The organism is Bradyrhizobium sp. 191, from assembly GCF_023100985.1.
Lineage (GTDB): Bacteria > Pseudomonadota > Alphaproteobacteria > Rhizobiales > Xanthobacteraceae > Bradyrhizobium > Bradyrhizobium diversitatis.
Genome location: NZ_CP064692.1, coordinates 3,230,676 through 3,253,887 on the forward strand (window position 1 = coordinate 3,230,676; position 23,212 = coordinate 3,253,887).

Sequence of the window (23,212 nt, forward strand, 5' to 3'; positions counted from 1 at the left end):
GACTCGCTCTCATCGAGATGTGATACGACCAGCCGTTCAAGCCGATTAGCGGCTTAATGTCCTAGACAGGCCAGCTGACGACAAGCTGACGAGTTCGCCCGCACATCGTCATCTAAAGATCACGTTTCGCGTTCACGTACCAAACGTACTCCTGTTAGTTTAAGTCAAAGAGAACCAAGAATGCTCGTCCGATCCATAATCCCGCACGTTTTGAACGGAGTTCTGTGTGTCGCCGTTTTCGTTTCCGGCGGAATACAGATCGCGCGCGGCGCTCCCCTGTCGCTGCCCTCGACCCCTTACCGGTATACGGTTCTGGATCAGGAGCTTTCTGCCGCCCTGCAGGAATTCGGCAACAACCTCAATATTAAAGTCGCCATCAGCGCCGAGGTGAAGGGTCGGATTCGCGGGCACATGCCGGACCTGCCACCGCGCGAGTTCCTTGACCATCTGACTCAGCTCTACAATCTTCAATGGTATTACGATGGGCTCGTGCTTTACGTCTCTACCGCAAAGGAAGCGCAAACTCGTCTGCTTCTCCTAACTTCAATCAGCTGCGACGCGCTCAAGGCAACCCTCGATGCGCTCGCCATTTCCGACGAACGCTACATCATGAGATCAGCTCCGGGAGATGGCCTAGTCCTTGCGTCCGGTCCACCACGCTTCATCGCACTCGTGGATCAGACGCTCAATGGTCTTGTGGCGGAGGCGCAGGCGCGACCTCGCTCCGTCGAGATGCCGTCCCGGGAATCTGTGCTGATGTTATATCGCGGCACCTCCGCGACGGTCGTTCGGGATGGGCGAACTGAAGGCCCGTACTCTTCAGACATGCCGCGCCAGGAGGGTGCCTTGCCTGCGCGAGGGCCGGCCCCAAGATGATACTGAGACGAGCTTGTTTTCGAATTCCTGTTAGCCGCGCTCCTCAATGAGTCCGTTGCGCGGGTCGTGCAGGGAGCCTGGACCGATCGTCCCGATCAGACGCCGTACAGGCATGCGAGACGTGCGTCTCGTAAATCGACTCCAGACCCACAAGAATTGCCGTTGCACCACCTTGTGTTCCAGTATGGGGATGGCCGGTCGCCGTCCGTGCCATGCGCCTAGGCTTAAGTGTCGTTGCACCGGCAGCGCGATGCTCCGGCCGGATTTGGTCCAAGCCAAGAAGTGCGGCCCCCTTCCGATGAGAGGCCTCGGGCAACCATTCACATCCATGAAGTGATGCAGTGAGATCTGCACCTGCGGTGTACGCATACGACGAAGACCTCATTGACGATGTGCGCGGCATGGCGAGCTCTATGATAGCGTTGGTGAAGGGCAGGCGACCTGCTGATCTGGCGGGCTGCGGCTTGGCGCGGGAGCTTCCATTCCCAGGGCAGCAGTTCGTGCAGACGTGATGCGGGATGATCAGCGATAGGGGCGAGAACGCCGGCGAGCCAGGCCTTGGGATCGACTTCGTTGAGGCGACAGGTCGTGATCATCGTCAGCATGATGGCGGCACGGTCAGCGCCACCTGGCTGCCGGCGAAGGTCCAGTTGCGCCTTCCCAAGACGATGCCTCAGCACAATTGTTGGTCAAGCGGATCCTGCCATCGTCGACGTGCCTACAGCGGCACGCACAGTACTGTCGGGCGCTATCATTGCCGCCAACCCTGGTGGAGATCCGTGCATCTCATTCGGCGGTCTGCGCGCGGATCGCGCGATCAGCGCGGAGGTCATCGCGCGGCTGCAGCCGCTGGGTGTACAGGCGGCGCTGGCAGCCATGGAAGCGCGCGGGCGTGAACACGCCGACAAGCTGCGTCAGCTCGAGTTGACTCTGGAGCAGGCCCGCTACGAGGCAACTCGCGCTCGTCGGCGATACGAGGCTGTCGATCCGAACAATCGCCTTGTTGCCGGCGAGCTGGAGCGGCGCTGGAACGAACGCCTGGTCGCTGTCCGCGAGCTTGAGGACGAGCGCGAGACGTTGCTGGCTACGCCGGAGATGACGTAGATTGAAGAAAGCGGATTCTTGTTTCTTGTATTCACGTTCGCGCGGAAAAGGTGGATTCTTTTTCGCAATGGTCTGACCGGTTTGGCATTCCCTTCATTATGTTATCACGAGACAAGGCGAGCGCATCGAGACAGCGCTTTGATGCACTGCATGAACTCGCACACGTTTTACTTCATCGGAAGGTGACACAAGAGCATCTAAACAACCGCACGACTTATAAGATCTTGGAGAAGCATGCTGACCAGTTTGCAAGCTTTATGCTGCTTCCTGAGCGTGACTTCCTAGACGAGCTATACGCCCCAACATTGGATGGGCATGCTCAGTCTTAAGGAGAGATGGGGCGTTTCGGTCGGTGCAATGATAATGCGCTGCAAGTCGCTCGACATCTTGGATGATTTTTCGGCCAAGCGCTTATGGATGAATTACGCACGGCGCCGATGGCGCAAAGGTGAACCATTGACGGCAAAGTGGAAAACGAATCGCCTCACCTCATTCGGCGCGGCTTCGAAATGTTGCGTGAAGCTAATATCCAATCCATTACCGACATCAAAAACGCTCTGCCATTCCCTCTGGAGGACTTAGAGGAATTGGCAGACCTTGAACCGCCGGCATCTGCCTCGGACATCAGTGTATTTGGAGCGTTTTCGGCGGACGCGTCGTGCGCGCAGGTCTGCATGGACGGGCCTCGCATATTACCCATGACGGCCGGGGGCGCTTCACAGGACTCCCGTCCCCACTTTGCGTCGGCCGCTACCATTCTCTTGTCGTCGAGTTCGACGAGGTCTGCTCGCGGGATCTCATGGTGACAGCGCGTTCGGAAGAGGGCGAGGTCATGGCTCTCGCACATCGTTATAAACCAACTTACGGCCTGCCGTTTCACCCCGAATCCATACTTACGCAACGATGGCACGTGCTGCTCACAGACTTCTTACGGCTCGCAGAGACTTCCTGCCGATAAAACTCCCAGATCATTGCGCAGATGCGCAATTTAAACTTGCGGAGGCGGACGCGAGCACGAAAAGGGCCTCCGCGAGAAGCGCGCGATCGAAGTCGTCGAGGGTGGTGCTCGCAGGTACAGCTGGTTATGATCGGCGGAAACAGTTGCTGTGCAACGCTCCGGCAGCAGCCGTCACCTGTAGCGGGCAAGATCAACGCATGAACAGCACCTCTTCTTCACCAGTCAATGAGATCGCAGCCGAGCTTGGCGGCCTCGATCCCGCATACGCGCCGACGCCACTCCTGAACCTTCCGGCGCTGGCGGAGCGGCTCGGAGTGGCGCAGGTGCTAGCGAAAGACGAGGGCCGCCGCATGCTCGGCAGCTTCAAGTCGCTTGGTGGCACCTATGCCGGGTTGCGCGCGCTCGCCCGGGCCTCGCGCATGCAGGTGGCCGACCTTCTCGCGGCCCGACCTAAGGGGCAGCCGACCCTGGTCTGCGCCAGTGACGGTAATCACGGGCTCGCGGTAGCTGCCGCCGCGCGCTTTGCCGGGGCGCCCGCCCGCGTGTTCCTGCACGAGGGCGTGCCGAACGCGCGCGCGCGCCGCATCGAGAATCAGGGTGCCGCGATCGTGTGGGTGCCGGGCACCTACGACAATGCAGTTGATGCGGCCGCAGCCGCGGCCTGCCAAGGCGGCGGCATTCTTGTCGCCGACACGACCGACGATCCGAACGACCCCATCGTTTGCGACGTCATGGCGGGATACGGCGTCACGGCGGCGGAAATCCGCGATCAGGTGGATTTCGCCGGCCATGGGCGTCCGACACACGTCTTTATACAAGCTGGTGTCGGCGGACTCGCCGCTGCCATCGCCGAGGGCCTCTCGGGCTGGCTGGCACCTCCGGGATGCATCGTGACGGTCGAGCCGGAAACCGCCGCGTGTCTTGCGCCCGCGCTCGCGGCCGGTCGCCCGATTCGGGTGATGGGCGATCTCCGAACATCCGCGGAGATGCTCTCCTGCGGCCAGGCGAGTGCGCCCGCCGTTGCGGTGCTCAGGCGTCACGGCGCTCGGGCCATCACCGTGCCCGAGGCGGAATTAGTGGATGCTGTTCGCGTACTCTCCGCCCATGATGGCCTCGCCACCACGCCGTCCGGTGCAGCGGGCCTGGCGGGTGCCATGGCTGCCCTAGCAGACCCGAGCCATACAAGCGATCTCGGACTCGACCGGTCGAGCCGCATTCTCGTCCTCCTCACCGAACGCGCCTGGGAGGACCGAACGTGAGCACCGCGATCTTCGCTCCTAGTTCGACTTGCTTCCTCTCAGTGACGCCATGTCTGGCAGGCTCGAGGCTTCATGATTGGATCATCGGCGGTCCGTCTCCGGCTCGGGAACCAGCGGCGCGCCCCCGACGGAAACCGGCCCTTCTGGTTTAGGCGGGCGAGTGGCTCTTGTAGTCGGCTTTGAAGCGGCCTGGGCTGCTGGCGGACGAATATCTGCAGGAAGAGGCGCAGCAATGTTCTGCAGAGACTCAATTCTTGAGGTCAGGGCTGCGATTTGATCTAACATCCGTTTCAAATCGGCTTGCTGCGCATCGATGTTGCGGTTAAGCGCTGAAATCTCCTCGCTCACCTCCTGTTGCCCCGACCGAATCTCCGAAAGGGCCGCCTTGTCTTCAGGTGACAACGCCGGCATTGGGACGACTTCACGTGCCGCTGACGCCTCGATCATTCGGTCGATATGGGGCCAGTAAAATGCACCCCCAACGCATAGCCCGATGAAGACGGCGACAAATCCAAAAACCCACGGCAGGCGTCTTGATGACTTCTGCAAGACGGGCGGCAACTCCGAACCGTTCGCTTGATCAATCACATCCATCATTCTTTCTCTCGATCTATAATGGCTCTCGTTGCCGCGATAGTAGATGACGGTCAAGAGCGTCCATGCGAAAGTAATTGGTCATGCGCAGAAAGATATCGGGAAAGATCATGCCGCTTCAGCGTCCAACACGACTCTACTCGTTCAACGAATCGATGTTTTACCGCGCCAACAGGCACTCGGCGCATTAACGCTGCACAGGCAATGAAAAAACGCACGATACGATCGCGGCCATAGCTCTCGCGATGGCGCGGGCTCCTCCGCACTGGCGGCAATCTGCGGGGCGCATTGTCGAAAGATAAACAAGCACGCTCGCAGAAGGCCAGAAGGCGGGCTCAGCTAGCTTTTCAGATCAACTCTGCGCCCGAATGGATGGCTTTAGGCAAAGTTAAGCTAGCCGATTGAGAGATGACGAATCGCGATCTATAAGAACGGGCGTTATCTGCGCGAGTCTAACAGCGAGCCATTTGACCAGGATCATGGGCCAGGAGCCACGGCTCCCTACGCCGGAATTTACCGGTGCATGGGCTGGCATCGCGAGATCGGCATCGCAGCGGGCCACGTCTTACCGCCACAAGGACATCATACGCACGCGGTGCATTTTTCAAGCTGACCACCCGACAGTTCGCAGACTTACTCGGAAATACAAGGAATATTGATTTTTGACGACTGAGTGGGCTTATCTTTTCGACTTTGCAAGCCTAACAGCCTGCATTGAACGCGGCGGCAATTTCGCGGCGAGCTTAGAGCAAGCGCATCAGGTGTCAGCCGTTTCATAATTGCGATGGAGTTGGCGGGGAATTCGTCGGAATGCGTGGACTTCTGATCGTTTTTGTGGCGCTTATAATAGTGTTGGCAGCACGCGGCCGGCACCAAGATGGTTTTGTGCCGCGGCTGACCGCGTCCCTGCCGCCAGTCAACGTGCCCTAGTCTTATGATCGTGGTCGAGTAGCTCGGCCATTCGGCTTTGCCCTCACAGATCCGGGCGGGCGGCTTTCCCGCACCCGGCTCTTCCCGGGGGTAACCCGCGTCATATCCGCGCCTGTGCCCAAGTGCGAGTGATGCGTGGAACGAGCAGACGGAAGCTGCCGTCAGGGTGTCGAACTCGGACCAGCCCATGCGCCGACTTTTCTGGCTCCGCCGTCTCAGACAACGCAGCCAGGTCCGACGTACTTCGCGGTAGAAGCCGTTGAGCGCTGGATAATCGTGCGGCCTGCCATAGTAGCCATAATGCCCACGCAGAACGGCGGCGAACCGCTTATGCTGTGTGTGTGTGTTTCGGCATGGATGCCGATAAGGCTCCCGATCCAACGCCGATTGACAAGCGGCCTCCTAGGCCTCGTGCTCACGCGAGATCTTCTGTCGTCGCTTTCTTCCAATCATCCTTACGCTCTCCGGTGAGGCGATTTACTTCTGTTCTCGCACCATTGGATAGATAAAAATGACCTGGACAGGCAGTACCGCGCTCGGCCAAATCGGTTCTGTTTTGTGACAACAGCCGCTTTTTCACCGTTGTGGATCCGTCGCGCGAAGCGCGCCTCTTTCAAAGCACTCGACCCGGACATCCGGCCAAAGTGGGTCATGCGCCGTCATAGTAATGGCGACGCTCGAATGCTACGAACTCCTCGCTAGCTCGCGATAGCATTCAACCACAGTGCCAGCCTCACTCGCGTCTCACATGATAGCCCCAACATGAACCGCCGTTCGGACGGACGACCGGCGTACCTGCTAAATAGCTTCGAAGTACCGCTGGCGTTCACAGTCGGAGACTCGATGTTGAACGGCTTCCCACTCCCATCGCCGGGAACGGGAGAACGCTTCAACAAACCTTTCGCCAAAAACGTCCATCGCCTTTGGAGATTGTTCAAACCGGGATGTGGCCTCAGATAAGTTTTGGGGAAGCCGTTCGAACGGAGGATGTTTTTCCTCGCTTGCATCACCAACAATTGGAGCTGCCAACACAGCATTCTCTTCAATCCCCAGAATACCGGAGCCGATAGCACATGCGAGAGCGAGATAGGGGTTCACATCTGCGCCACTCAATCTGTACTCGAGGCGGTGTGCAGACTTGTCTCCCGGAATGACCCGCACCGCACACGAACGATTGTCAACTCCCCAGCTAGGACAGGTTGGAGCCCAGTAGCCTGGCCGCAGCCTCTTATAGCTGTTCACGTTGGGCGCAGCGAGTACACAAAAGTCGTTCATATATTTCAGCTGTCCGCCGAGGAATTGGCTCATAGTTCTTGAGATGTTGCGGCTTGCCTCGCCTTCGTAAAATGCATTTTGACCATTTGACGACATTGAAATGTGAATATGTCCCGACTGTCCCGGCCAATTCTCCGAAACCTTTGCCATAAACGTTGCCATCATACCCCGCTTCTGAGCCCAGGATTTCAACATCGACTTGAATACGACTGCTCGATCCGAAGCCTCCAGGGCATCACAATGACGAAGCGATGCCTCAATCGCCCCAGGGCCGGTTTCAAAGTGGAGCCCGCTGAGCGGCAACCTAGCATTCTCACAAAGCGCCAGAATCTCTTCGAATAGCTCATTACTGGCAAGGGTGCGCGCTGCTGAATAGCCAAAAGGGCCCCTCGTCAGGGGGACCCATTGATCATAAGGCTTTTTCTCAATTGTCTCCGCGCTCTCATTAAACAGCATAAACTCGAACTCAAATCCAGCAGCGCAACTGTATCCATGGTCAGCAGCTCTTCGTAAGACCTTCCGCAAAACACCACGCGGGCAGATGCTCTCATGGCCACCTGCAAACTCTGCGAGGTAAAGATACCGATCATGACGGTTAGACACCGGACGCGCTGTGCCTGACAGAACACGCAGGTTGGCGTCTCCGAATATCGATGGCGGCTCTTGCCCGAAATTGGCAGGTATCACTCGGTCCGAACAATCCCAGCCGAGCACGGCTTCGGAGAACTTTATTATCCAGCCTTCGTCCGAGACATCGTCAGCCAATACGTGCTTGCCGCGAAGAATGCCGTCAAAGTCGCATACTCCGATCAATGCCTTACGCGCCTCGTTCGCGCCTGCAACCTGTATTTCGCTTGCCATCACTTCTGACCCTGCGCCGTCAATCCGAATACCTCGTCCATACGCATTGCTCGCAGATTGCGATAATCCTCATCAAGCTCAGTCAAGTTGTTGCTCACGAGATACACAATACCCGGCGTCGAAGCTAAGTCGGTCGTCGGGACCAGGTTTTGACCTATCGGAACAAAAGCTATCGAATCTGCGAAGCTGGGCAGCTTGCGGATTGCGTCCAGTCCGGGATAACCGCCAACAACACCGTCCATATTGGAGATGAGTGAGACGCACAATGCGTGCGCCAGCCGCGTGTAAGGCCCGCGTCGTCTCATATGATCAGTAAAACCGATGGGATCTGCGTAGCGCCACGCCGTCAGTGTTATATGATTGTGACCCAAAGCCATAGTCCGGGCTTTTGCCGACATTGTCCCCTGAAGCCTCGCTCCAAGATCCACCAGAACCGGCCCCTTATGATCGACGATAATTTCGGCATGAGCAGGTCCGTTGACGATCTCAAGCGCCCTTAGCGCCGGCACCAAGTAGTCGGACAGCTCTTGAACAACTGGTTCCTCACCACCCAGCAACTGCTCGAGCGCGCAGACCGATGCCGCGCCCTTGATGGCAACGGTGTCATAAGTCCACACCTCCGTGACGAAGGTTTCTCCGTTGATCGAGACCGCGTTTACGGTGTATTGTTTGCCGTTTATCTTCTCCTGGCCAAGAACAAAACGATTCATCGCTCCGAGGCAATTCGCCTTGCCGACAATAACATGCACAGCTCTGCGAACATCAGCCTCGGTCGCGCAAAAGAACACGTCCTCCGTACCTGCGCTGTTCAAGGGCTTGATCACGATTTCGTCGTAGCGCTGTTGACGCATCCAATTTATGACGTCCTCCGCATCGTCGGATACAACTTGTCTGATCGATCGCACTCCGGCAGAGGTCAAAGCGTCAGCCAAGCGCGATTTGTCACGTCTTGCAGCGGACAACGCGGTTCCATTTGAAGGTAGTCCGAGCCGCTCGGACAAGGAATCGGCCAGTTCAACTCCTGACTCGCAACCCGCTATGATGAATTCCAACTCCCTACCTTGGAGAGCCTCCAAATGAAATTCAACGATCTCCTCCTTAGTCATGCACTCGTCCGGCCGAATGACTTCATCATAGATGTCGATGTTAAAGTGCGATTGGAAGATTGGTGGGATCCGTGCATTCGACATCGCATGCACGGTCCTAATTCCGTAGCGCTTGAACTCTTCCGGGAGGTATCGGCCTGTCGAGTATGCGTCGACAATGACACAATTCCGTTCCTTCATGCCGATCTCCGATACTGCAAGTAGACGTTAGCCACGGCGACAGCCGTGATGAGAACGTTTCCAACAAACGTATATAAAGAAGGCACGATACGAGAATCGAAATACTGGAAAAGAAACGTAATGACAGGTGCCGTGGACAAGACCATGTTTGCCGTAAATGGCTCTACGCGGCGAATGCCCTCCTGCACAAGGAGCAAGGGAACAATGATCGTCGAGAGTGCAATCATTATGATCGCGAGCCAATGCTGTGAGATCTCTGGTAAGATGGAGGAAGGATCGCTCAGTGCCAGCAGCAAGAGGATTGCTCCATAGAAGCGATGGGCCAGCACTTGTCGACCAGATAATCCACGGTCGAACAGCAGTTTCACAAGGATATTGGTAAGCGAAAGCGACAGCCCAGCTGCGATTGCCAGGAAGATACCAAAGGATGATCGAGACCCCCATTCGATCCCAGCGTTGCCGCTTGCCGCGATCCAGACCATGTAAATACCAACAGCCGCAATTAGAACGCTCACTGCGATATCTGATTTCGGAGGACGCCCCTGTCTCCTGATCAGTGCGTTCAACCATGCTGTCGCTGTAGGTCCCAATGCGACCATAAACGTGACAACGATAGCAGGCTCGGCGTACTTCAGTCCGATAAACAAGCCGACCCAGCTTATCGCAGTAACGCAATTGAGCGACACAAAAGCCAGAAACGACGACTTCGTAACCTTCGCTCCAATGCTTTCGCGGCGAGCCAAAATGTTGAACGTCAAACTTACGATACCAAAGGAGAACAGGAGAGTGACCCACACGTTTGCTTGCTGAAAATATGATGCCGCAAAGACTTCACCTGCCGCGCTAACGACAACGTAGAGGGCAATAAAGAGCACTCCTGCCGCGAATTCTCTGCTCGGCCTGTCAAGAGGCTCTCCTTCTTTCAATCCCAAAGGGCCGCATTTCGATCGAAACTTCACAGTATGCCCCTATCACTTCTTAGGCGATACGTGACACACGCCTCTCCAAATGCATTGAAAAGTTGCTTGCTCAGGGTATCAGTTTCGACGTGCCATTCGGGGTGCCACTGCACGCCGATCTGCAGCGTCGGCGCGCCTATTACAGAAGCCGCTTCGATCAGACCGTCGGACGCCCAGGCTTCCGGTTTCAGCGCAGCCGCAAGCCGTTCTATGCCTTGATTGTGCAAGGAGTTAACGTGCGCTTCGATCGCGCCCGCGATAGGAAGGAGAACGCCGTCAGGACATAATTTCACGCTGTGCGCTATATCGTACTGGCGATCCCTCGGCAGCCCCGCCTTCTCAGCGTGCATCTGTCCGCTTTCCAGCCTCCATTCGGACAACGACGGGTGAAGCGTGCCGCCAAAATAGACGTTAAGCTCCTGAAGCCCACGGCAGATGCCAAGTATCGGCATCCCAAGGGCAACCGCCTTCTCGACGGCGCCCGCGGACAGCCTGTCACGAGGACGATCCCTCACGCCAGCTTGAACGTCCGCGTGGCCTGTCGGTTTCAGTCTGCGCGAAGCGGACCAACTGAAGATGGCAGGATCGATATTCGATTCATCGCCCGTCAAAATCAGACCGTCGAGCCTGCCCATGATCGACAGATCACTGTCGCCTTCCGCATCGTCAGCATCGATCGTTGGCAATATCGCGCAAGCCACGCCCGCATAGCGAACGAGGGCTTGAACATATTTGCGCCGCAACCAGTCGCGGTGCACGCCATCGGCCAAAAGGCGGTTTGAGGTCACGCCCACCACGGCTCGGACCGACTCTGTTCGCCGCGATATCAAGCCAACTGCTCCTTCGCCTCGGGACTGGCCAGAGACTGCTCATACAAGCATCGATTTCGCTCCTTCAACTGGGCAATTACGCTGGGTTGACCTTGAGGGCCCTTGACGAAGAGCCCTCCCCAGGTTGCGGCAACACTTGCGTAATGAGGATCCTGCATTCGAATTTTCTGAGCTTTGCGCAAGAGCCAGAAAGGAATGCCGGGCGACAGATGGTGCTCAAGGTGGTATTCATCCAGATTCTGACCGAGAATGGCTCGCTCGATAAAATTCCCCTTTCTATTCCGAGTCAGGTAGACATTCTTTGTCTCCGTCTCGCACATAGGTGAGTGCTCGGCGAGCTCGATAAACCAGCCGAGAGCTTGAAACGTGGTAAGATAGGGCACGATCCAAAACAGGACGACGACGTGGAGCAGTCCAAGAAGGTATGACCCACCGAATATGAGCGTCCAAAAGAGATAGAAGCCATACTTGTCGATGAGGATTCCCGACCGGCTCTGGTCCTCGACATCCGTGATCGAAAACCGATTAGTCCAAAGGTACTTCAGATACGCGACTGTCGCGCCACCCAGTATCGGCTTCCAGATGATGTTGAAGGCGTACTGCTTAGGAGGCACAACTTCGTAAACGCCGCTGGCCAAGAAGAACTTCAAGTCGGGATCCTTCTCCGGATCGCCGAGATTCGGGTGATGCAGGTAGACGTGTGAAATCCGGTATGCCCAGTGGCGCTGGAACAAAGGATAGGACGCGAACAAAATGCCCAGAATATAGTTCCAGGTCGTGTTGCTCGCGAGGGTGCGGTGAGCTGCATCGTGAGCGATTGTCGTCAATCCACGCTGGTAGGCGCCAATCAACAGAACTGCGAGGGGATAGAACCACCATGAGACATGGACCGTCGCCAGCACGCAAGCTGCGATCACAGCGTAATCTTTCGCGATGTAAGCAGCTCCCGTCACGTTGTCAGGCCTCAGCGCGGAGAGCTGCTGATTGATCTCGCGGCCAAATTGAACCGCCTCAAAACGTGACGACCTCAACTTCCAAGTATCTGCGTGTTTCATGAGAACCCCTTGCTTAATCGGCTTTCAGGTTGTCAGATTGCGGAAAGCGCTTTTTCCAAGTCCTTGATGATGTCGCTAACATCTTCGATGCCGACGCAAAGCCGGATGGAGCCACCAAATATGCCGGCGGCTTCGCGCTTTTCCCGTGGGACGGTGGTGTGAGTCGTAGATACAGGATGGGTTACCAGCGTGCGGGCGTCCCCCACATTCGACACGTGATACATCAGCTCGACGTTCTGGATGAACTTGCGGCCGGCTTGCTCGTTCTCCACCTCAAACATGACCATCGCCCCGTGCCCGTACCCGGTATTAAGTGTCTGATCGATGATTTCTCGGTCAGCTCCCTCAAAGAGGCTCGGGTAGAAGACACGGCACACTTTCGGATGTTCCTTCAGAACGTTGGCTACAATCCTGGCATTTTCACAGTGCTGCTTCATGCGAAGAGGTAGCGTTTCAAGTCCCTGAATCAGTTGAAAGCTCGCAAAGGGGGCGATGGCCGCGCCAGTATCGCGCAACCACGTCATACGCGCCTTGAGAAGAAATTCGCTCTTTCCGAGGTCGTCGAGCTCCGCCAACGCGTTGCGCCAGATGATCCCGCCGTGCGCATCGTCCGGACTATTGAACAGTGGGAAGCGAGATCGTCCCCGGTAGTCGAACCCACAGTTGTCGACGATCAGTCCGCCGAGCGTCGTCCCATGACCGCAAATGTATTTCGTGGCAGAGTACGTCGTAATCGCGGCGCCGAGAGCTGACGGCTGGCAAACCAGGGGGGTTGTCGTATTGTCCACAACCAAGGGGACGCCGTGCCTTCTGCCGATCTCCGCCAGCTGCTGGACAGGAAGCGGAATCAGACAGGGATTCGAGATGACCTCCCCGAACAGACATATCGTGCGATCATCAATGGCGCGTTCGAACGTCTCGGGGTTTCGAGGGTCTGCCGTCCTTACGTTGATACCAAGACGCTTCAACGTGTTGTGCAGCAGATTCCAGGTGTTGCCGTATAGATACGGAGAAGCGACGACGTTATCTCCCACCTCACCGCTTGATAAGTTTACGATCGCAAGAAACGTCGCCGCTTGACCTGATGCAACAGCCAGCGAGTCGCTTCCCATGTCGACGGCGGCGTACCTTTTTTCCAGCGCCCGGGTCGTCGGATTGATGATGCGGGTGTATGTGAAACCATCAGCCTTTACGTTATAGACGTCAGCAATATGGCTCAAATCACCGTCGAGCTCATAGGCCGTATTCTGATAGATCGGCACTGCCACAGCTTTCGTCACCGGATCACGGCGGTATCCTGCGTGCAGAACAGCAGTTTCGATCGAATATGAATGCCGCGCATTGCTCGCCATTGGGCGCGATATCTCTGTGCGGCTCTCCCGTGTTTCCTGGGCTGACACTCGTCCCACGGTCAGAGTCTCACCGGAGCGGAAGTATGTGCGAAAGGCACAGCCCAACTGCTCGATCCAATTGGATTGAATCTCGCCAATACAGCCGATCCGAAAACTGCGCGTAGGAAGATGCAGTTTAGAGTAGACGTAGAGGTTATGGGCTGCCAGGTGCCGATATAGGCAGTCAAACGCTACCTGGTCGGAGATTCCAGCTGGCGCGGTGAACGCCACGCAAACCGGCGACTGGAGGTTCGCTGGAAGCAGTGGGGACGCCACTCCTTTCAGCTCTTTTATGACGCTCTCTCTTATCTTCTCATACCTGCGGCGCCTGGCATCAATGCCTTCGATGCTCAGGACCTCCAATGCCTTTGTGACTGCCTGAACGATATGCGTTGGTGGGGTTGATCGCCATTCACCAGTGCGCTCAAGCGCGCGCCATTGATCTCTCACGTCGAGCACAAACGATCTTGGCTCTTGAACTGCATTCTCAAGAAGCTCGCAAGAAGCAATGACGAAAGCCAGCCCTGGCGGACCTTCGACGCACTTGTTGCTCGACGTAACCAAGACGTCTGGTCCGCCCCGGCTTAGGTCGATGTCGACGCCGCCGAAAGAACTCATCGCGTCGACGATAGTCTTTACACCACGCCGCCTTGCTCCTTCTGTGATCGGCTCGAGCGGATTCACAATCCCGGTCGTAGTCTCGCAATGGACCAAGCATACGTGCGTGATACCTGGATCTCGGCTCAAGCGCTCGATGACTTCCTCAGGGTCCAACGGCTCGGTGGCTCGCTTGATAAGCTTCACCGCTTGGACGCCCCACAGCCGCAGAATTCTGAGAATGCGCTCGCCATAGATGCCGTTTATGCAAACAAGCGGCCGGTCGGCCTGGGTGACAAATGAAGAGAGAGCAGCTTCCATTCCAAAGGAGCCACCTCCCTGTATAGGAACGACCGAATAGCCCTCCGCATTGCCCGACACATTGAGCATCAGCTGCCTCATGCGAGCGGTCACTTCCTTGAACTCGCAATCACGCGATGCGAGGTCGAGCTGCATCTCGGCCTTCACTGCCGACGATAACGACATTGGCCCAGGCGTCAGCAAAGAACGTTGTCTCGTCACGCTATCCCCGTTTATCTAGTGTCCATCGCAGTTCGGCAGAGTCACACGATCTGCTTCACCCTGACGAAGGCCCAAACCCCAGTGAACGACACCCTTGACCCTAGTCGCAGATTCAGAACGATCTGCGTAAAGCCCGCAGCTCTCCCGGTGCGCACCGTGTTGCCGATCGCACTTGCCGCGAAGCATCAGCTTCCTTCTGGCATTGAGATGCAGGTTTGCGGGCCACCATCTCGCGTCGCTAACAGGCTCTGCTTACGTGTGAGCGGCGTCCTACGATCCGACGGTGAGCCAAGCGTGGTCTGTCGGAGTTGCTATGACCCAGACACAGCGAGCTTCACGACAGTCGTTGATGACCGGGCTCGTCTTGCGTGAGCCTAGGATTTGGGGCATTCGCACTCTATGTCACTCGTTCGGACGGCTTCGGGTGCCGAAGCCTGTCACCGCCTATTTCGATACGTTACATCTTGACGTAAGGTGCGATTCAAGCCCCTCAGATAGCCTGTCGTGCGAAATTTTTCGGACAACGCGGCTGTATCGCATTGTAATCCGAGGCGCCACAGTATGTGTACGATGTCCAAGATGAATCCCATCAAAGCTAAAGACGCGCCCAAAGCACAAGGCAGGCAAATGACCGCTGCGGCTTTGAAGGAGGACGCTTGTCGCGAACGCAGGTATAAGAGGCCGCATTATCATGTCCACTTCACGCCGACCAAGTCCGCAGACCAGACCGTTCTGCCACAAGGCCTAGCGGACCTGGGGCGAACTTAGATTCACCTGACTAGCACTACTTTGGCACTTTTGTTTTAGCGATTCCTACGAGGAGCCTTTCACAATGGGAGCATCGCAGGGGTGGAGGGCGTTCGAAGAGATCGAGAATGGCTTGCCTGATGGCGGGCATGCTGGGCTGGGGTGGCGGTCCTACGATTCTTTTTTTCCGTCCCGCTGCTTTGAGGCGGCGGGATTGGAGGAAGGCGTAGGCGATCATCGTCATCAAGGTATGTCTGTGTAAGCCCGTCCAGGATCTGCCTTCGAAGTGGTCGAGCCCAAGCTCTTCCTTGAGTTGCTGGTGCGCCTGTTCACAGACCCATCTGGCCTTGATGGCGGCTGTAAGCATCACGATGGTGGCATCGGCCGGCAGGTTCGACACATAGTATTTTTGCTCTCCGGTCGCTCGCCGACAAGCCAGACCTCGTCGCCAGGCATGCACTGCATACGATTATCGAGCATCCGATGCTTATGACCGTCCGCAACCCGAACACGGCGAGCCGCGAAGCGACAGCTCAGCCGGCCCTTGGTCCCCCGTCGCCAGCTGACCTTTCGCCATTTCTCTCCGTTCAACGTTGCCTCGGCGGAAACCGGAGGCCGGTCAGGAATGTGGTATTTGCGGCGCTTTCCAGTTTTTGCGATGGGGAAGATAAGGGCAACGTCCGCGGGGTAGACGTTCTGGCGTCGCGACAGTCCCACTGCCCACAGCAGCCCGCGCTCGCTCAAAGCCTGGCGGAAAGGCCCACTTGATCCGTATCCTGAATCGGCAAGCACACAGCCGAAACGCACGCCGGAGGCGATGACACGATCGATTTCTTCGATCGCGATCTCCGGCTTTGTTAGAGCGATCTGCCGATCCTTCGGCACGTGGGCTCGCCTCATGCGCTCGGGATCGTTCGTCCAGGTCTCGGGTAGAAATAGCCGCAGCCCGACCATCACCGGCACTTCGCGCGAGGCCAGCGTCACCGAGACCAGAGACTGACAGTTGGCTGTCTTGCCAAGGGCTGAAGCGTATTGCGGCGCCACGCCGACCGAGCGCTCCCCCTTCTTCGGCAGCGCCGTATCGTCGATGATCAGCCAGGCGGCATCACTGCCAACCATCTTGTCGGCCTCGGCAAGCAGGACGTTCTCCAGCGGGGCCGCATCCCATACACCACTTGCTATGAAGTGATGCAGCTGGTCGTAGCCGACCTGTCCGTCGCGCGCTGCCATGGGCTGGATGCTCTTGCGATCGCCGGAGCCAATCAGTCCCGCCACATAGGCTGGGCACATCTGCCGCCGAGCCTTGTGACCCAATCGATCCAAAAACGGCTCCAGAAAGCGTCCAAGCTCCTTCCGCCAATCCGATCTCCCGCCTCCCATGGTCGGCCCCTCCACAAGCCGACAACCCATGAGTCACAAAAAAACTGATTTGGGAATCCCGCGCAGCTTAAACTCTGCCAAAGTAGTGCTAGTTTCGGAGCCCGTATCCCTCCGGCGGCGCCCGGCGGCGGCCGCCTTGTGTGGTTTGAGAGGCGGCCGGGGATTTGATCTTAAGTCTAGCTTTAAGGTCACGTGGCGAATGCAGGCCAATGCGTTCGGCGCCGAACGTCGGCGGCGATGGAGTTGCGACGAGAAGGTTCGTTATGTCGGAGAGACCTTGCAGGCTGGCGAGACGGTCTGCGGCGTCGCGCGCCGGTACGGGTGGCTCACAGCCTGCTGTTCACCAGGCGTCGACAAGCGCACCAGGGGCGACCGGGCGGAGATTCCGTGCCAGCTCTTGTTCCTGTCGAGATCACACCGACGCTGGCTCCGGTATTGATCAGCACGCCGCCACCGGCGTCTTCGCAGCTCGCAAATCGCTTCAGGATTTAGTTGAACGCCTTGCCAGGTCATGGCCGCGGGACAGTTTGGCAAGCTGTTCGCGCATATAGACCTGTCGCGATGCGGGCAGAGGCCCTTTCGCGCAAACCGGGGACATCGGCGCGCTCGCTGTCTGGAGCACGGGCGTCCGTCCAGCAGCGACTTCGGCGCGCAAAGGTGATCTGAAACTGGACGAGGTGCCGAACGATCTGAGCACGTTCTTGCGCTAGCTCTCGCAGCCAGCGTTGCCTAGCTTCGACTTGCTGAGCGCTATCGGATCATCGATCAAGCGGAGCGATACCTCCAATTCCCGACCTCTGCGTTAGGTTCTAAACGCATCGCAATCTTAGAACGAAGTCAGCCGACGATTCGCATTTGAACCGGCACCAGATCGGCGGGCCTTTACCATCACGAATTTAGGGCGGAGGAATTGAACTGGTAGTGACATTAGGTCGAGAGACAGAGCCGTACGGTCACTCAGAAGAAGGTCGACGCTCGGCGGCAAACTCGAAGAGGTCTGGGTAAGCTCCCACAGAGATCCCGCGCGCCCGGCCGATTTTCCTCCTACAAACACTTGTTCCCCAAAAAATCGGTCCTATTTCAGCTGCGCCTGCGTTGGCACTCGCGGGCAGCGATTGCTAGCAATCGTGAAATCTTCAACTGATGTAAATGCTTAGGAGATCTGCATGGAATTCCGTCCGCTTCACGACCGCGTCGTGGTCAAGCGCATCGACGCAGAAGAAAAGACCGCTGGCGGCATCATCATTCCGGACACTGCCAAGGAAAAGCCTTCGCAAGGTGAAGTCATCGCCGTCGGCCCCGGCGGCCGCGACGAGAGCGGCAAGCTGATCCCGATCGACGTCCTGGTCGGCGACCGCGTCCTGTTCGGCAAGTGGTCAGGCACCGAGGTCAAGATCGACGGCCAGGAGCTGTTGATCATGAAGGAGAGCGACATCCTGGGCGTTCTCACGGACGCGTCCGCCAAGAAGAAGGCGGCCTAAACCATCGCTCGCACCGCTCATCCTGAGGAGCGCCTGCTGGGCGTCGCCAAGGGTGAGACCAAGTAAAACATTCAGGAAAACCCACATGTCAGCCAAAGAAGTCAAGTTCGGCGTAGACGCCCGCGACCGCATGTTGCGCGGCGTCGAAATTCTCAACAACGCGGTAAAGGTCACCCTCGGTCCAAAGGGCCGCAACGTGGTGCTCGAGAAGTCATTCGGCGCTCCCCGCATCACCAAGGACGGCGTCACCGTCGCCAAGGAGATCGAGCTCGACGACAAGTTCGAGAACATGGGCGCGCAGATGGTGCGCGAAGTCGCCTCCAAGTCGGCTGACGCGGCCGGCGACGGCACCACCACTGCAACCGTGCTCGCGGCTGCGATCGTTCGTGAAGGCGCCAAGTCGGTTGCTGCCGGCATGAACCCGATGGACCTGAAGCGTGGTATCGACCTGGCCGTGGAAGCCGTGGTCGCCGACCTCGTCAAGAACTCCAAGAAGGTCACCTCGAACGACGAGATCGCCCAGGTCGGCACCATCTCCGCCAACGGCGATGCCGAAATCGGCAAGTTCCTCTCCGACGCCATGAAGAAGGTCGGCAACGAGGGCGTCATCACCGTCGAGGAAGCCAAGTCGCTCGAAACCGAACTCGACGTCGTCGAGGGCATGCAGTTCGACCGTGGGTACATCTCGCCCTACTTCGTCACCAACGCCGACAAGATGCGCGTTGAAATGGAAGATGCTTACGTTCTCATCAACGAAAAGAAGCTATCTCAGTTGAATGAATTGCTTCCCTTGTTGGAAGCCGTGGTGCAGAGCGGCAAACCGCTAGTGATTATCGCCGAAGACGTCGAAGGCGAAGCTCTTGCCACCCTGGTCGTCAACCGTCTCCGCGGCGGCCTGAAGGTCGCGGCCGTCAAGGCTCCGGGCTTCGGCGATCGCCGCAAGGCCATGCTGCAGGACATCGCGGTTCTGACCGGTGGTCAGGCGATCTCGGAAGATCTCGGCATCAAGATGGAGAATGTCACGCTCGCCATGCTCGGTCGCGCCAAGAAGGTGATGATCGACAAGGAAAACACCACCATCGTCAGCGGGGCCGGCAAGAAGGCCGACATCGAGGCGCGCGTTTCGCAGATCAAGGCGCAGATCGAGGAAACCACCTCGGACTACGACCGTGAGAAGCTCCAGGAGCGTCTGGCCAAGCTCGCGGGCGGCGTCGCGGTGATCCGCGTCGGCGGCGCGACCGAGGTCGAGGTGAAGGAGCGCAAGGATCGCGTTGATGACGCGATGCATGCGACCCGCGCGGCTGTCGAGGAAGGCATCGTCCCGGGCGGCGGCGTCGCCCTGCTCCGTGCTTCCGAGCAGCTCAAGGGTCTGCGCACCAAGAACGACGACCAGAAGACCGGCGTCGAGATCGTGCGCAAGGCGCTCTCCGCGCCCGCTCGCCAGATCGCGATCAACGCCGGTGAAGACGGTTCGGTGATCGTCGGCAAGATCCTGGAGAAGGAGCAATACGCCTACGGCTTCGACTCGCAGACGGGCGAGTATGGCAACCTGGTCACCAAGGGCATCATCGACCCGACCAAGGTCGTGCGCACCGCGATTCAGAACGCTGCCTCGGTTGCGGCTCTGCTGATCACTACCGAGGCCATGGTCGCCGAGCTGCCGAAGAAGAACACCGGCGCGCCCGCGATGCCTCCGGGCGGCGGCATGGGCGGCATGGACTTCTGAGCCAACTCTCTCTGAAAATGCGATCCCTGGCAGAAAAATGCCGGGGTCATTTTTGCTCGCGACTTTTCCAGTTCATTGTTCTGAACTCGCGCTATGCGCTCTGCGGAAATGACGATCAGCAGTTGCTAGAGCGCTTTCCGTTTGATGTGAATCGGAAGATTAGGGGATTCCCTCGATCGGGCAAATCAGATTCGGTTCCTCCGACGACAACGGGGGGCACGATGGCGAAGGGATACTCGAAGGACCTGCGGGTGCGGGCCGTCTCGATGGTCGAGGAAGGCGAGAGCGCGCGGGAGGTCGCGCGTGTACTCAACATCGGTGCCTCGACGGCGATCCGCTGGATCGAGCGCTGGACAACGACCGGCAACGTCGAGGCCAAACCCGGCACCGGCCATAGCCGCTCGCCGCTGAACAAACATGAGCAATGGCTACTCGATCTTATCGCCGGGGAGCCTGACCTGACGCTGGATGACATCCGCGTGCGGCTCAGCCGCGCGAAGAGGCTCAAGGTTGGAACGACCTCGATCTGGCGCTTCTTCGATCGTCACAAGATCACGTTCAAAAAAAACTCTGCACGCCGCCGAACAGGATCGGCCTGATGTTGCGGCTGCGCGCGCTGCGCTGAAAGCTGAGCAGCCTGCGCTTAAGGCGCCGCGCCTGGTGTTCATTGACGAGACCGCGGTCACGACGAAAATGGTCCGTCGCTATGGCCGTAGCCCGCGTGGCGAGCGGCTGGTCGCCAGCGTGCCACACGGTCACTGGAAGACGCTGACGTTCATCGCTGCATACGGTTCAAGGGCATGACCGCACCCTATGTCATCGATGGCGCGATGGATGGGCCAACGTTCATTGCATATGTCGAGCAGGTTCTCGCGCCGACCCTGAAAAAGGGCGACACCGTCTTTATGGACAATTTGCGCACCCACAAGATCGACGGCGTGCGCCAGGCGATCGAGGCGGCCGGCGCAAGCGTGCGCTATCTACCGGCCTACTCGCCAGATCTCAACCCAATCGAGCTGGCATTCTCCAAACTCAAAACGGCCGTCCGCAAGGCCGCGGCCCGCACCGTCAAAGCACTCTGGAAGTTGATCGGCAGGCTCACCAAGACGTTTGCGCCTGCGCAGTGCGTCAACTTTCGACACGCTGGCTATGGACGATGACCCACATCAAGTGGAAAACGCTCTAGACGTTCCGCTTGGGATTTCGCGAGTCTGCTGGTAGGCATGTCACCGGGAGGACGAGCGGGTGATCGCTTTTGCAAAGTCTTTCCCTGCTGCCTCAACGTCGGCGGCTGGTCAAGGCGAAAACCTGAGAACGCGCGGTCGAGGTAGCCCACCCATTGGCGCTACTGACTTAAATAGCATCGGCTCCCGCGCTTATCCATCACTGTAAACGGATGCGCGAGCTAGGTGGTGGTCCCCGGGAAGGGGCGATCCTCATCTCTCCTAATTTGGGCCGATCTGTTGCACCGTCCAGAATCAGAAGAAGAACATCGCCAACTCAATCGAGACGGAAGATCTTTCGCCCAACCGCTACAATTTCCCGGTCGGTCGGAGGATTACTTGTCGCGACGTGCAGGGTGAGATCCGGCCTGTTCACTCTCAGGAAGTTCATCAGCTCGGTCTTCTCGGTCCCCGGCCCGATGATCAGCAAATCGGTGCAGCTACTCAGGGCCCAACCTACCCTGACGACAAACGTCGGATCGTCATTCACGTCGGCAGAGCCAGTATTCGCTTTGCAATCAAGACGCTGGGGCGCCAAATGCGCGCGTACGGCCATCGCGCTGACGCCCGTTGAACCTATGGAGAATATCTTAGCAATGAGGTGGTCGATCCACACGACCGCGTGCGAATGAATCTGAGTTGTCATCTCGCTCATGAATGGGTTCCATTGCCTTTCGTGAGTCACCTGTCCGTCGGAGCGCAAGCCCGCACGCAAATTCCCTGCGGCTGACGATGCAATCATGGGTCAAGTGATCAGCCGTAAACTGACTCGCTACGTTGATGCAGCCGGGAACAGATCGCGTTGACCGTGAGCGCTTTGCAGCTGGAAAGCGTCCACAACCTCATGGCGCACGTCACCTCTTTGAACCGCCCCGGGTTTGCCGGAGGCTCCAACTCCTGAGAGGATGGAGCCATGACGAGCAAGACAACGAACAAGTTTTCACCCGAGGTCCGGACCCGAGCGGTTCGGATGGTTCTGGATCACGCCGGCGAGCACCCGTCGCGCTGGGCGGCAGTGACGTCAATCGCGGCCAAGATCGGCTGCACGCCGCAGACGCTGCATGACTGGGTCAAGAAGGCCGAGGTCGATAGCGGGCAGCGGACCGGCGTTCCGACCGATACGGCCGAGAAGCTGAAGGCGCTCGAACGGGAGAACCGCGAGCTTCGGCAGGCCAACGAGATCCTGCGCAAGGCAAGCGCCTATTTTGCGATGGCGGAGCTCGACCGCCGGTCCAAGCCATGATCGCCTTCATTGACGATCATCGTGGGGCGCATGGGGTCGAGCCGATCTGCAAGGTGTTGCCGATTGCCCCCTCGACCTACCACGCCCATGTCGCGAAGCGGCGCGATCCGGCCACGCGGTCGGCGCGCGCCAGGCTGGACGCCGCGCTGAAGATCGAGGTTCGGCGCGTCTTCGATCAAAACTTCTCCGTCTACGGCGTGCGCAAGGTCTGGCGGCAGCTCAAGCGCGAAGGCTTCGATGTTGCCCGTTGCACGGTGTCGCGACTGATGCGGGACATGGGTTTGCAAGGGGTCATCCGCGGCAAATCCGTCAAGACCACGATCAGCGACAAGGCCGCGCCATGCCCGATGGATCACGTCAATCGCCAGTTCAAGGCACCAAGGCCGAACGTCCTCTGGCTCTCCGACTTCACCTATGTCGCGACCTGGACCGGCTTCGTCTACGTCGCCTTTGTGATCGACGCCTATGCCCGCAGGATCGTGGGCTGGCGGGCCTCCCGCACGGCGCACGCAGGCTTCGTGCTCGATGCGCTGGAGCAGGCCCTGCACGATCGCCGACCGGTCCATCGCGGCGGGCTCGTGCATCATAGCGATAGGGGCAGCCAATACGTCTCTATCAAATACACCGAACGCCTGGCTGAAGCTGGCGTCGAGCCTTCTGTCGGCAGCGTCGGAGATTCCTATGACAACGCTCTCGCCGAAACCATCAACGGTCTCTACAAGGCCGAGGTGATCCATCGGCGCGGACCATGGCGCAGCTTCGAGGCCGTCGAGTTCGCGACGCTGGAATGGGTGGACTGGTTCAACAACCGGCGGCTCCTGGAGCCCATCGGCAACATCCCGCCGGCCGAAGCCGAGCAACGCTACTACGCCATGCTGGAACAACCGGCCATGGCGGCATAACTTAAACCAAATG

16 protein-coding genes, 5 pseudogenes and 1 other annotated feature are annotated in these 23,212 nt (G+C 58.2%); of the genes and pseudogenes, 10 read left to right on the plus strand and 11 right to left on the minus strand.

Translation table 11 applies throughout. From position 1 onward, the window contains the following. The first annotated feature begins 180 nt into the window (after positions 1 to 180). Entirely contained in the window at positions 181 to 876 is a 696-nt protein-coding gene (locus IVB23_RS14900; protein WP_247804012.1) for a nodulation protein NolW, read from the plus strand. Positions 877 to 1,343: 467 nt separating this feature from the next. On the opposite strand, the pseudogene IVB23_RS14905 reads toward IVB23_RS14900, so the two are convergent. Continuing rightward, positions 1,344 to 1,590 (minus strand): annotated as a pseudogene (locus tag IVB23_RS14905) (transposase domain-containing protein); the annotation flags it as partial. On the opposite strand from IVB23_RS14905, the gene IVB23_RS14910 reads away from it, so the two are divergent. From IVB23_RS14910 to IVB23_RS14920, 3 genes and pseudogenes are all read left to right on the plus strand, one after another. Further along, positions 1,591 to 1,980 (plus strand): ATP-binding protein, encoded by a 390-nt coding sequence (locus IVB23_RS14910; protein WP_247313945.1) that lies wholly within the window; start codon positions 1,591 to 1,593, stop codon positions 1,978 to 1,980. It abuts the pseudogene before it with no gap. Between the two features lie 607 nt (positions 1,981 to 2,587). Beyond that, positions 2,588 to 2,938, plus strand: a pseudogene (locus tag IVB23_RS14915) (aminodeoxychorismate/anthranilate synthase component II); the annotation flags it as partial. A 197-nt stretch (positions 2,939 to 3,135) separates the two neighbouring features. Further along, the gene (locus tag IVB23_RS14920; protein WP_247804013.1) at positions 3,136 to 4,197 is read left to right on the plus strand and encodes a pyridoxal-phosphate dependent enzyme; all 1,062 of its coding nucleotides are present in this window, start codon (positions 3,136 to 3,138) and stop codon (positions 4,195 to 4,197) included. 81 nt (positions 4,198 to 4,278) lie between these two features. Here IVB23_RS14920 and IVB23_RS14925 read toward each other — a convergent pair whose 3' ends face one another. Further along, a complete protein-coding gene (locus tag IVB23_RS14925; protein ID WP_247804014.1) occupies positions 4,279 to 4,794 on the minus strand; it encodes a hypothetical protein in 516 nt (171 codons plus the stop codon). 43 nt (positions 4,795 to 4,837) lie between these two features. Here IVB23_RS14925 and IVB23_RS14930 point away from each other — a divergent pair, with 43 nt between their 5' ends. After that, a complete protein-coding gene (locus IVB23_RS14930; RefSeq protein WP_247804015.1) occupies positions 4,838 to 4,999 on the plus strand; it encodes a hypothetical protein in 162 nt (53 codons plus the stop codon). 1,137 nt (positions 5,000 to 6,136) lie between these two features. On the opposite strand, the gene IVB23_RS14935 is transcribed toward IVB23_RS14930, so the two are convergent. The 8 genes and pseudogenes from IVB23_RS14935 to IVB23_RS14970 form a co-directional block, all read right to left on the minus strand. Further along, on the minus strand, positions 6,137 to 6,301 hold the full coding sequence (locus tag IVB23_RS14935; RefSeq protein ID WP_247804016.1) for a hypothetical protein: 165 nt from the start codon (positions 6,299 to 6,301) through the stop codon (positions 6,137 to 6,139). A 218-nt stretch (positions 6,302 to 6,519) separates the two neighbouring features. After that, the gene (locus IVB23_RS14940; RefSeq protein ID WP_247319864.1) at positions 6,520 to 7,857 is read right to left on the minus strand and encodes a glutamine synthetase; all 1,338 of its coding nucleotides are present in this window, start codon (positions 7,855 to 7,857) and stop codon (positions 6,520 to 6,522) included. Next, positions 7,857 to 9,143: an ATP-grasp domain-containing protein gene (locus tag IVB23_RS14945; RefSeq protein ID WP_247804017.1), complete on the minus strand. Its 1,287-nt coding sequence runs from the start codon at positions 9,141 to 9,143 to the stop codon at positions 7,857 to 7,859. The genes IVB23_RS14940 and IVB23_RS14945 overlap by 1 nt, the downstream gene beginning before the upstream one ends. Further along, on the minus strand, positions 9,140 to 10,102 hold the full coding sequence (locus tag IVB23_RS14950) for a DMT family transporter (RefSeq protein WP_247319868.1): 963 nt from the start codon (positions 10,100 to 10,102) through the stop codon (positions 9,140 to 9,142). Before IVB23_RS14950 ends, IVB23_RS14945 begins: the two co-directional genes overlap by 4 nt. Further along, positions 10,099 to 10,899, minus strand: coding sequence for a gamma-glutamyl-gamma-aminobutyrate hydrolase family protein (locus IVB23_RS14955; RefSeq protein ID WP_247319870.1), 801 nt, complete (start codon positions 10,897 to 10,899; stop codon positions 10,099 to 10,101). The genes IVB23_RS14950 and IVB23_RS14955 overlap by 4 nt, the downstream gene beginning before the upstream one ends. Before the next feature lie 29 nt (positions 10,900 to 10,928). After that, positions 10,929 to 11,987, minus strand: coding sequence for a dhydrorhizobitoxine desaturase (gene rtxC / locus IVB23_RS14960; RefSeq protein WP_247319871.1), 1,059 nt, complete (start codon positions 11,985 to 11,987; stop codon positions 10,929 to 10,931). Positions 11,988 to 12,019: 32 nt separating this feature from the next. Continuing rightward, positions 12,020 to 14,431 carry a 2-aminoethylphosphonate--pyruvate transaminase gene (locus tag IVB23_RS14965; RefSeq protein ID WP_247319872.1) on the minus strand — a complete coding sequence of 804 codons (2,412 nt, stop codon included), beginning with the start codon at positions 14,429 to 14,431 and terminating at the stop codon, positions 12,020 to 12,022. An 893-nt stretch (positions 14,432 to 15,324) separates the two neighbouring features. Further along, positions 15,325 to 16,624 (minus strand): annotated as a pseudogene (locus IVB23_RS14970) (IS701 family transposase). Positions 16,625 to 16,823: 199 nt separating this feature from the next. Here IVB23_RS14970 and IVB23_RS14975 point away from each other — a divergent pair. The 4 genes and pseudogenes from IVB23_RS14975 to IVB23_RS14990 all read left to right on the plus strand — a co-directional run. Continuing rightward, positions 16,824 to 16,946 (plus strand): annotated as a pseudogene (locus tag IVB23_RS14975) (transposase); the annotation flags it as partial. A gap of 844 nt (positions 16,947 to 17,790) precedes the next feature. After that, entirely contained in the window at positions 17,791 to 18,105 is a 315-nt protein-coding gene (gene groES, locus IVB23_RS14980; protein WP_247277985.1) for a co-chaperone GroES, read from the plus strand. Between the two features lie 85 nt (positions 18,106 to 18,190). Then, positions 18,191 to 19,831 carry a chaperonin GroEL gene (groL, locus tag IVB23_RS14985; RefSeq protein WP_247804018.1) on the plus strand — a complete coding sequence of 547 codons (1,641 nt, stop codon included), beginning with the start codon at positions 18,191 to 18,193 and terminating at the stop codon, positions 19,829 to 19,831. A 221-nt stretch (positions 19,832 to 20,052) separates the two neighbouring features. After that, positions 20,053 to 20,991: pseudogene (locus IVB23_RS14990) on the plus strand (IS630 family transposase). 340 nt (positions 20,992 to 21,331) lie between these two features. Here the strand turns inward: IVB23_RS14990 and IVB23_RS14995 are convergent. Continuing rightward, the gene (locus IVB23_RS14995; protein WP_247804019.1) at positions 21,332 to 21,709 is read right to left on the minus strand and encodes a hypothetical protein; all 378 of its coding nucleotides are present in this window, start codon (positions 21,707 to 21,709) and stop codon (positions 21,332 to 21,334) included. A gap of 258 nt (positions 21,710 to 21,967) precedes the next feature. Between IVB23_RS14995 and IVB23_RS15000 the strand changes: the two genes are divergently transcribed. Further along, a protein-coding gene (locus IVB23_RS15000) for an IS3 family transposase (RefSeq protein WP_247800019.1) occupies positions 21,968 to 23,199 on the plus strand; the annotation gives its coding sequence in 2 pieces (ribosomal slippage) (positions 21,968 to 22,259 and positions 22,259 to 23,199; 1,233 coding nt in all). Then, positions 22,252 to 22,368 (plus strand) — a sequence feature (AL1L pseudoknot). Its footprint overlaps the gene before it by 117 nt. Positions 23,200 to 23,212: the final 13 nt, after the last annotated feature.

Bases quoted from the DNA above. Each gene is read 5' to 3' on its own strand.
- IVB23_RS14900 (WP_247804012.1), top strand. From the start codon at position 181: ATGCTCGTCCGATCCATAATCCCGCACGTTTTGAACGGAGTTCTGTGT.
- IVB23_RS14920 (WP_247804013.1), top strand. From the start codon at position 3,136: ATGAACAGCACCTCTTCTTCACCAGTCAATGAGATCGCAGCCGAGCTT.
- IVB23_RS14925 (WP_247804014.1), bottom strand. From the start codon at position 4,794: ATGATGGATGTGATTGATCAAGCGAACGGTTCGGAGTTGCCGCCCGTC.
- IVB23_RS14930 (WP_247804015.1), top strand. From the start codon at position 4,838: ATGACGGTCAAGAGCGTCCATGCGAAAGTAATTGGTCATGCGCAGAAA.
- IVB23_RS14940 (WP_247319864.1), bottom strand. From the start codon at position 7,857: ATGGCAAGCGAAATACAGGTTGCAGGCGCGAACGAGGCGCGTAAGGCA.
- IVB23_RS14945 (WP_247804017.1), bottom strand. From the start codon at position 9,143: ATGAAGGAACGGAATTGTGTCATTGTCGACGCATACTCGACAGGCCGA.
- rtxC (WP_247319871.1), bottom strand. From the start codon at position 11,987: ATGAAACACGCAGATACTTGGAAGTTGAGGTCGTCACGTTTTGAGGCG.
- IVB23_RS14965 (WP_247319872.1), bottom strand. From the start codon at position 14,431: ATGCAGCTCGACCTCGCATCGCGTGATTGCGAGTTCAAGGAAGTGACC.
- groES (WP_247277985.1), top strand. From the start codon at position 17,791: ATGGAATTCCGTCCGCTTCACGACCGCGTCGTGGTCAAGCGCATCGAC.
- groL (WP_247804018.1), top strand. From the start codon at position 18,191: ATGTCAGCCAAAGAAGTCAAGTTCGGCGTAGACGCCCGCGACCGCATG.
- IVB23_RS14995 (WP_247804019.1), bottom strand. From the start codon at position 21,709: ATGAGCGAGATGACAACTCAGATTCATTCGCACGCGGTCGTGTGGATC.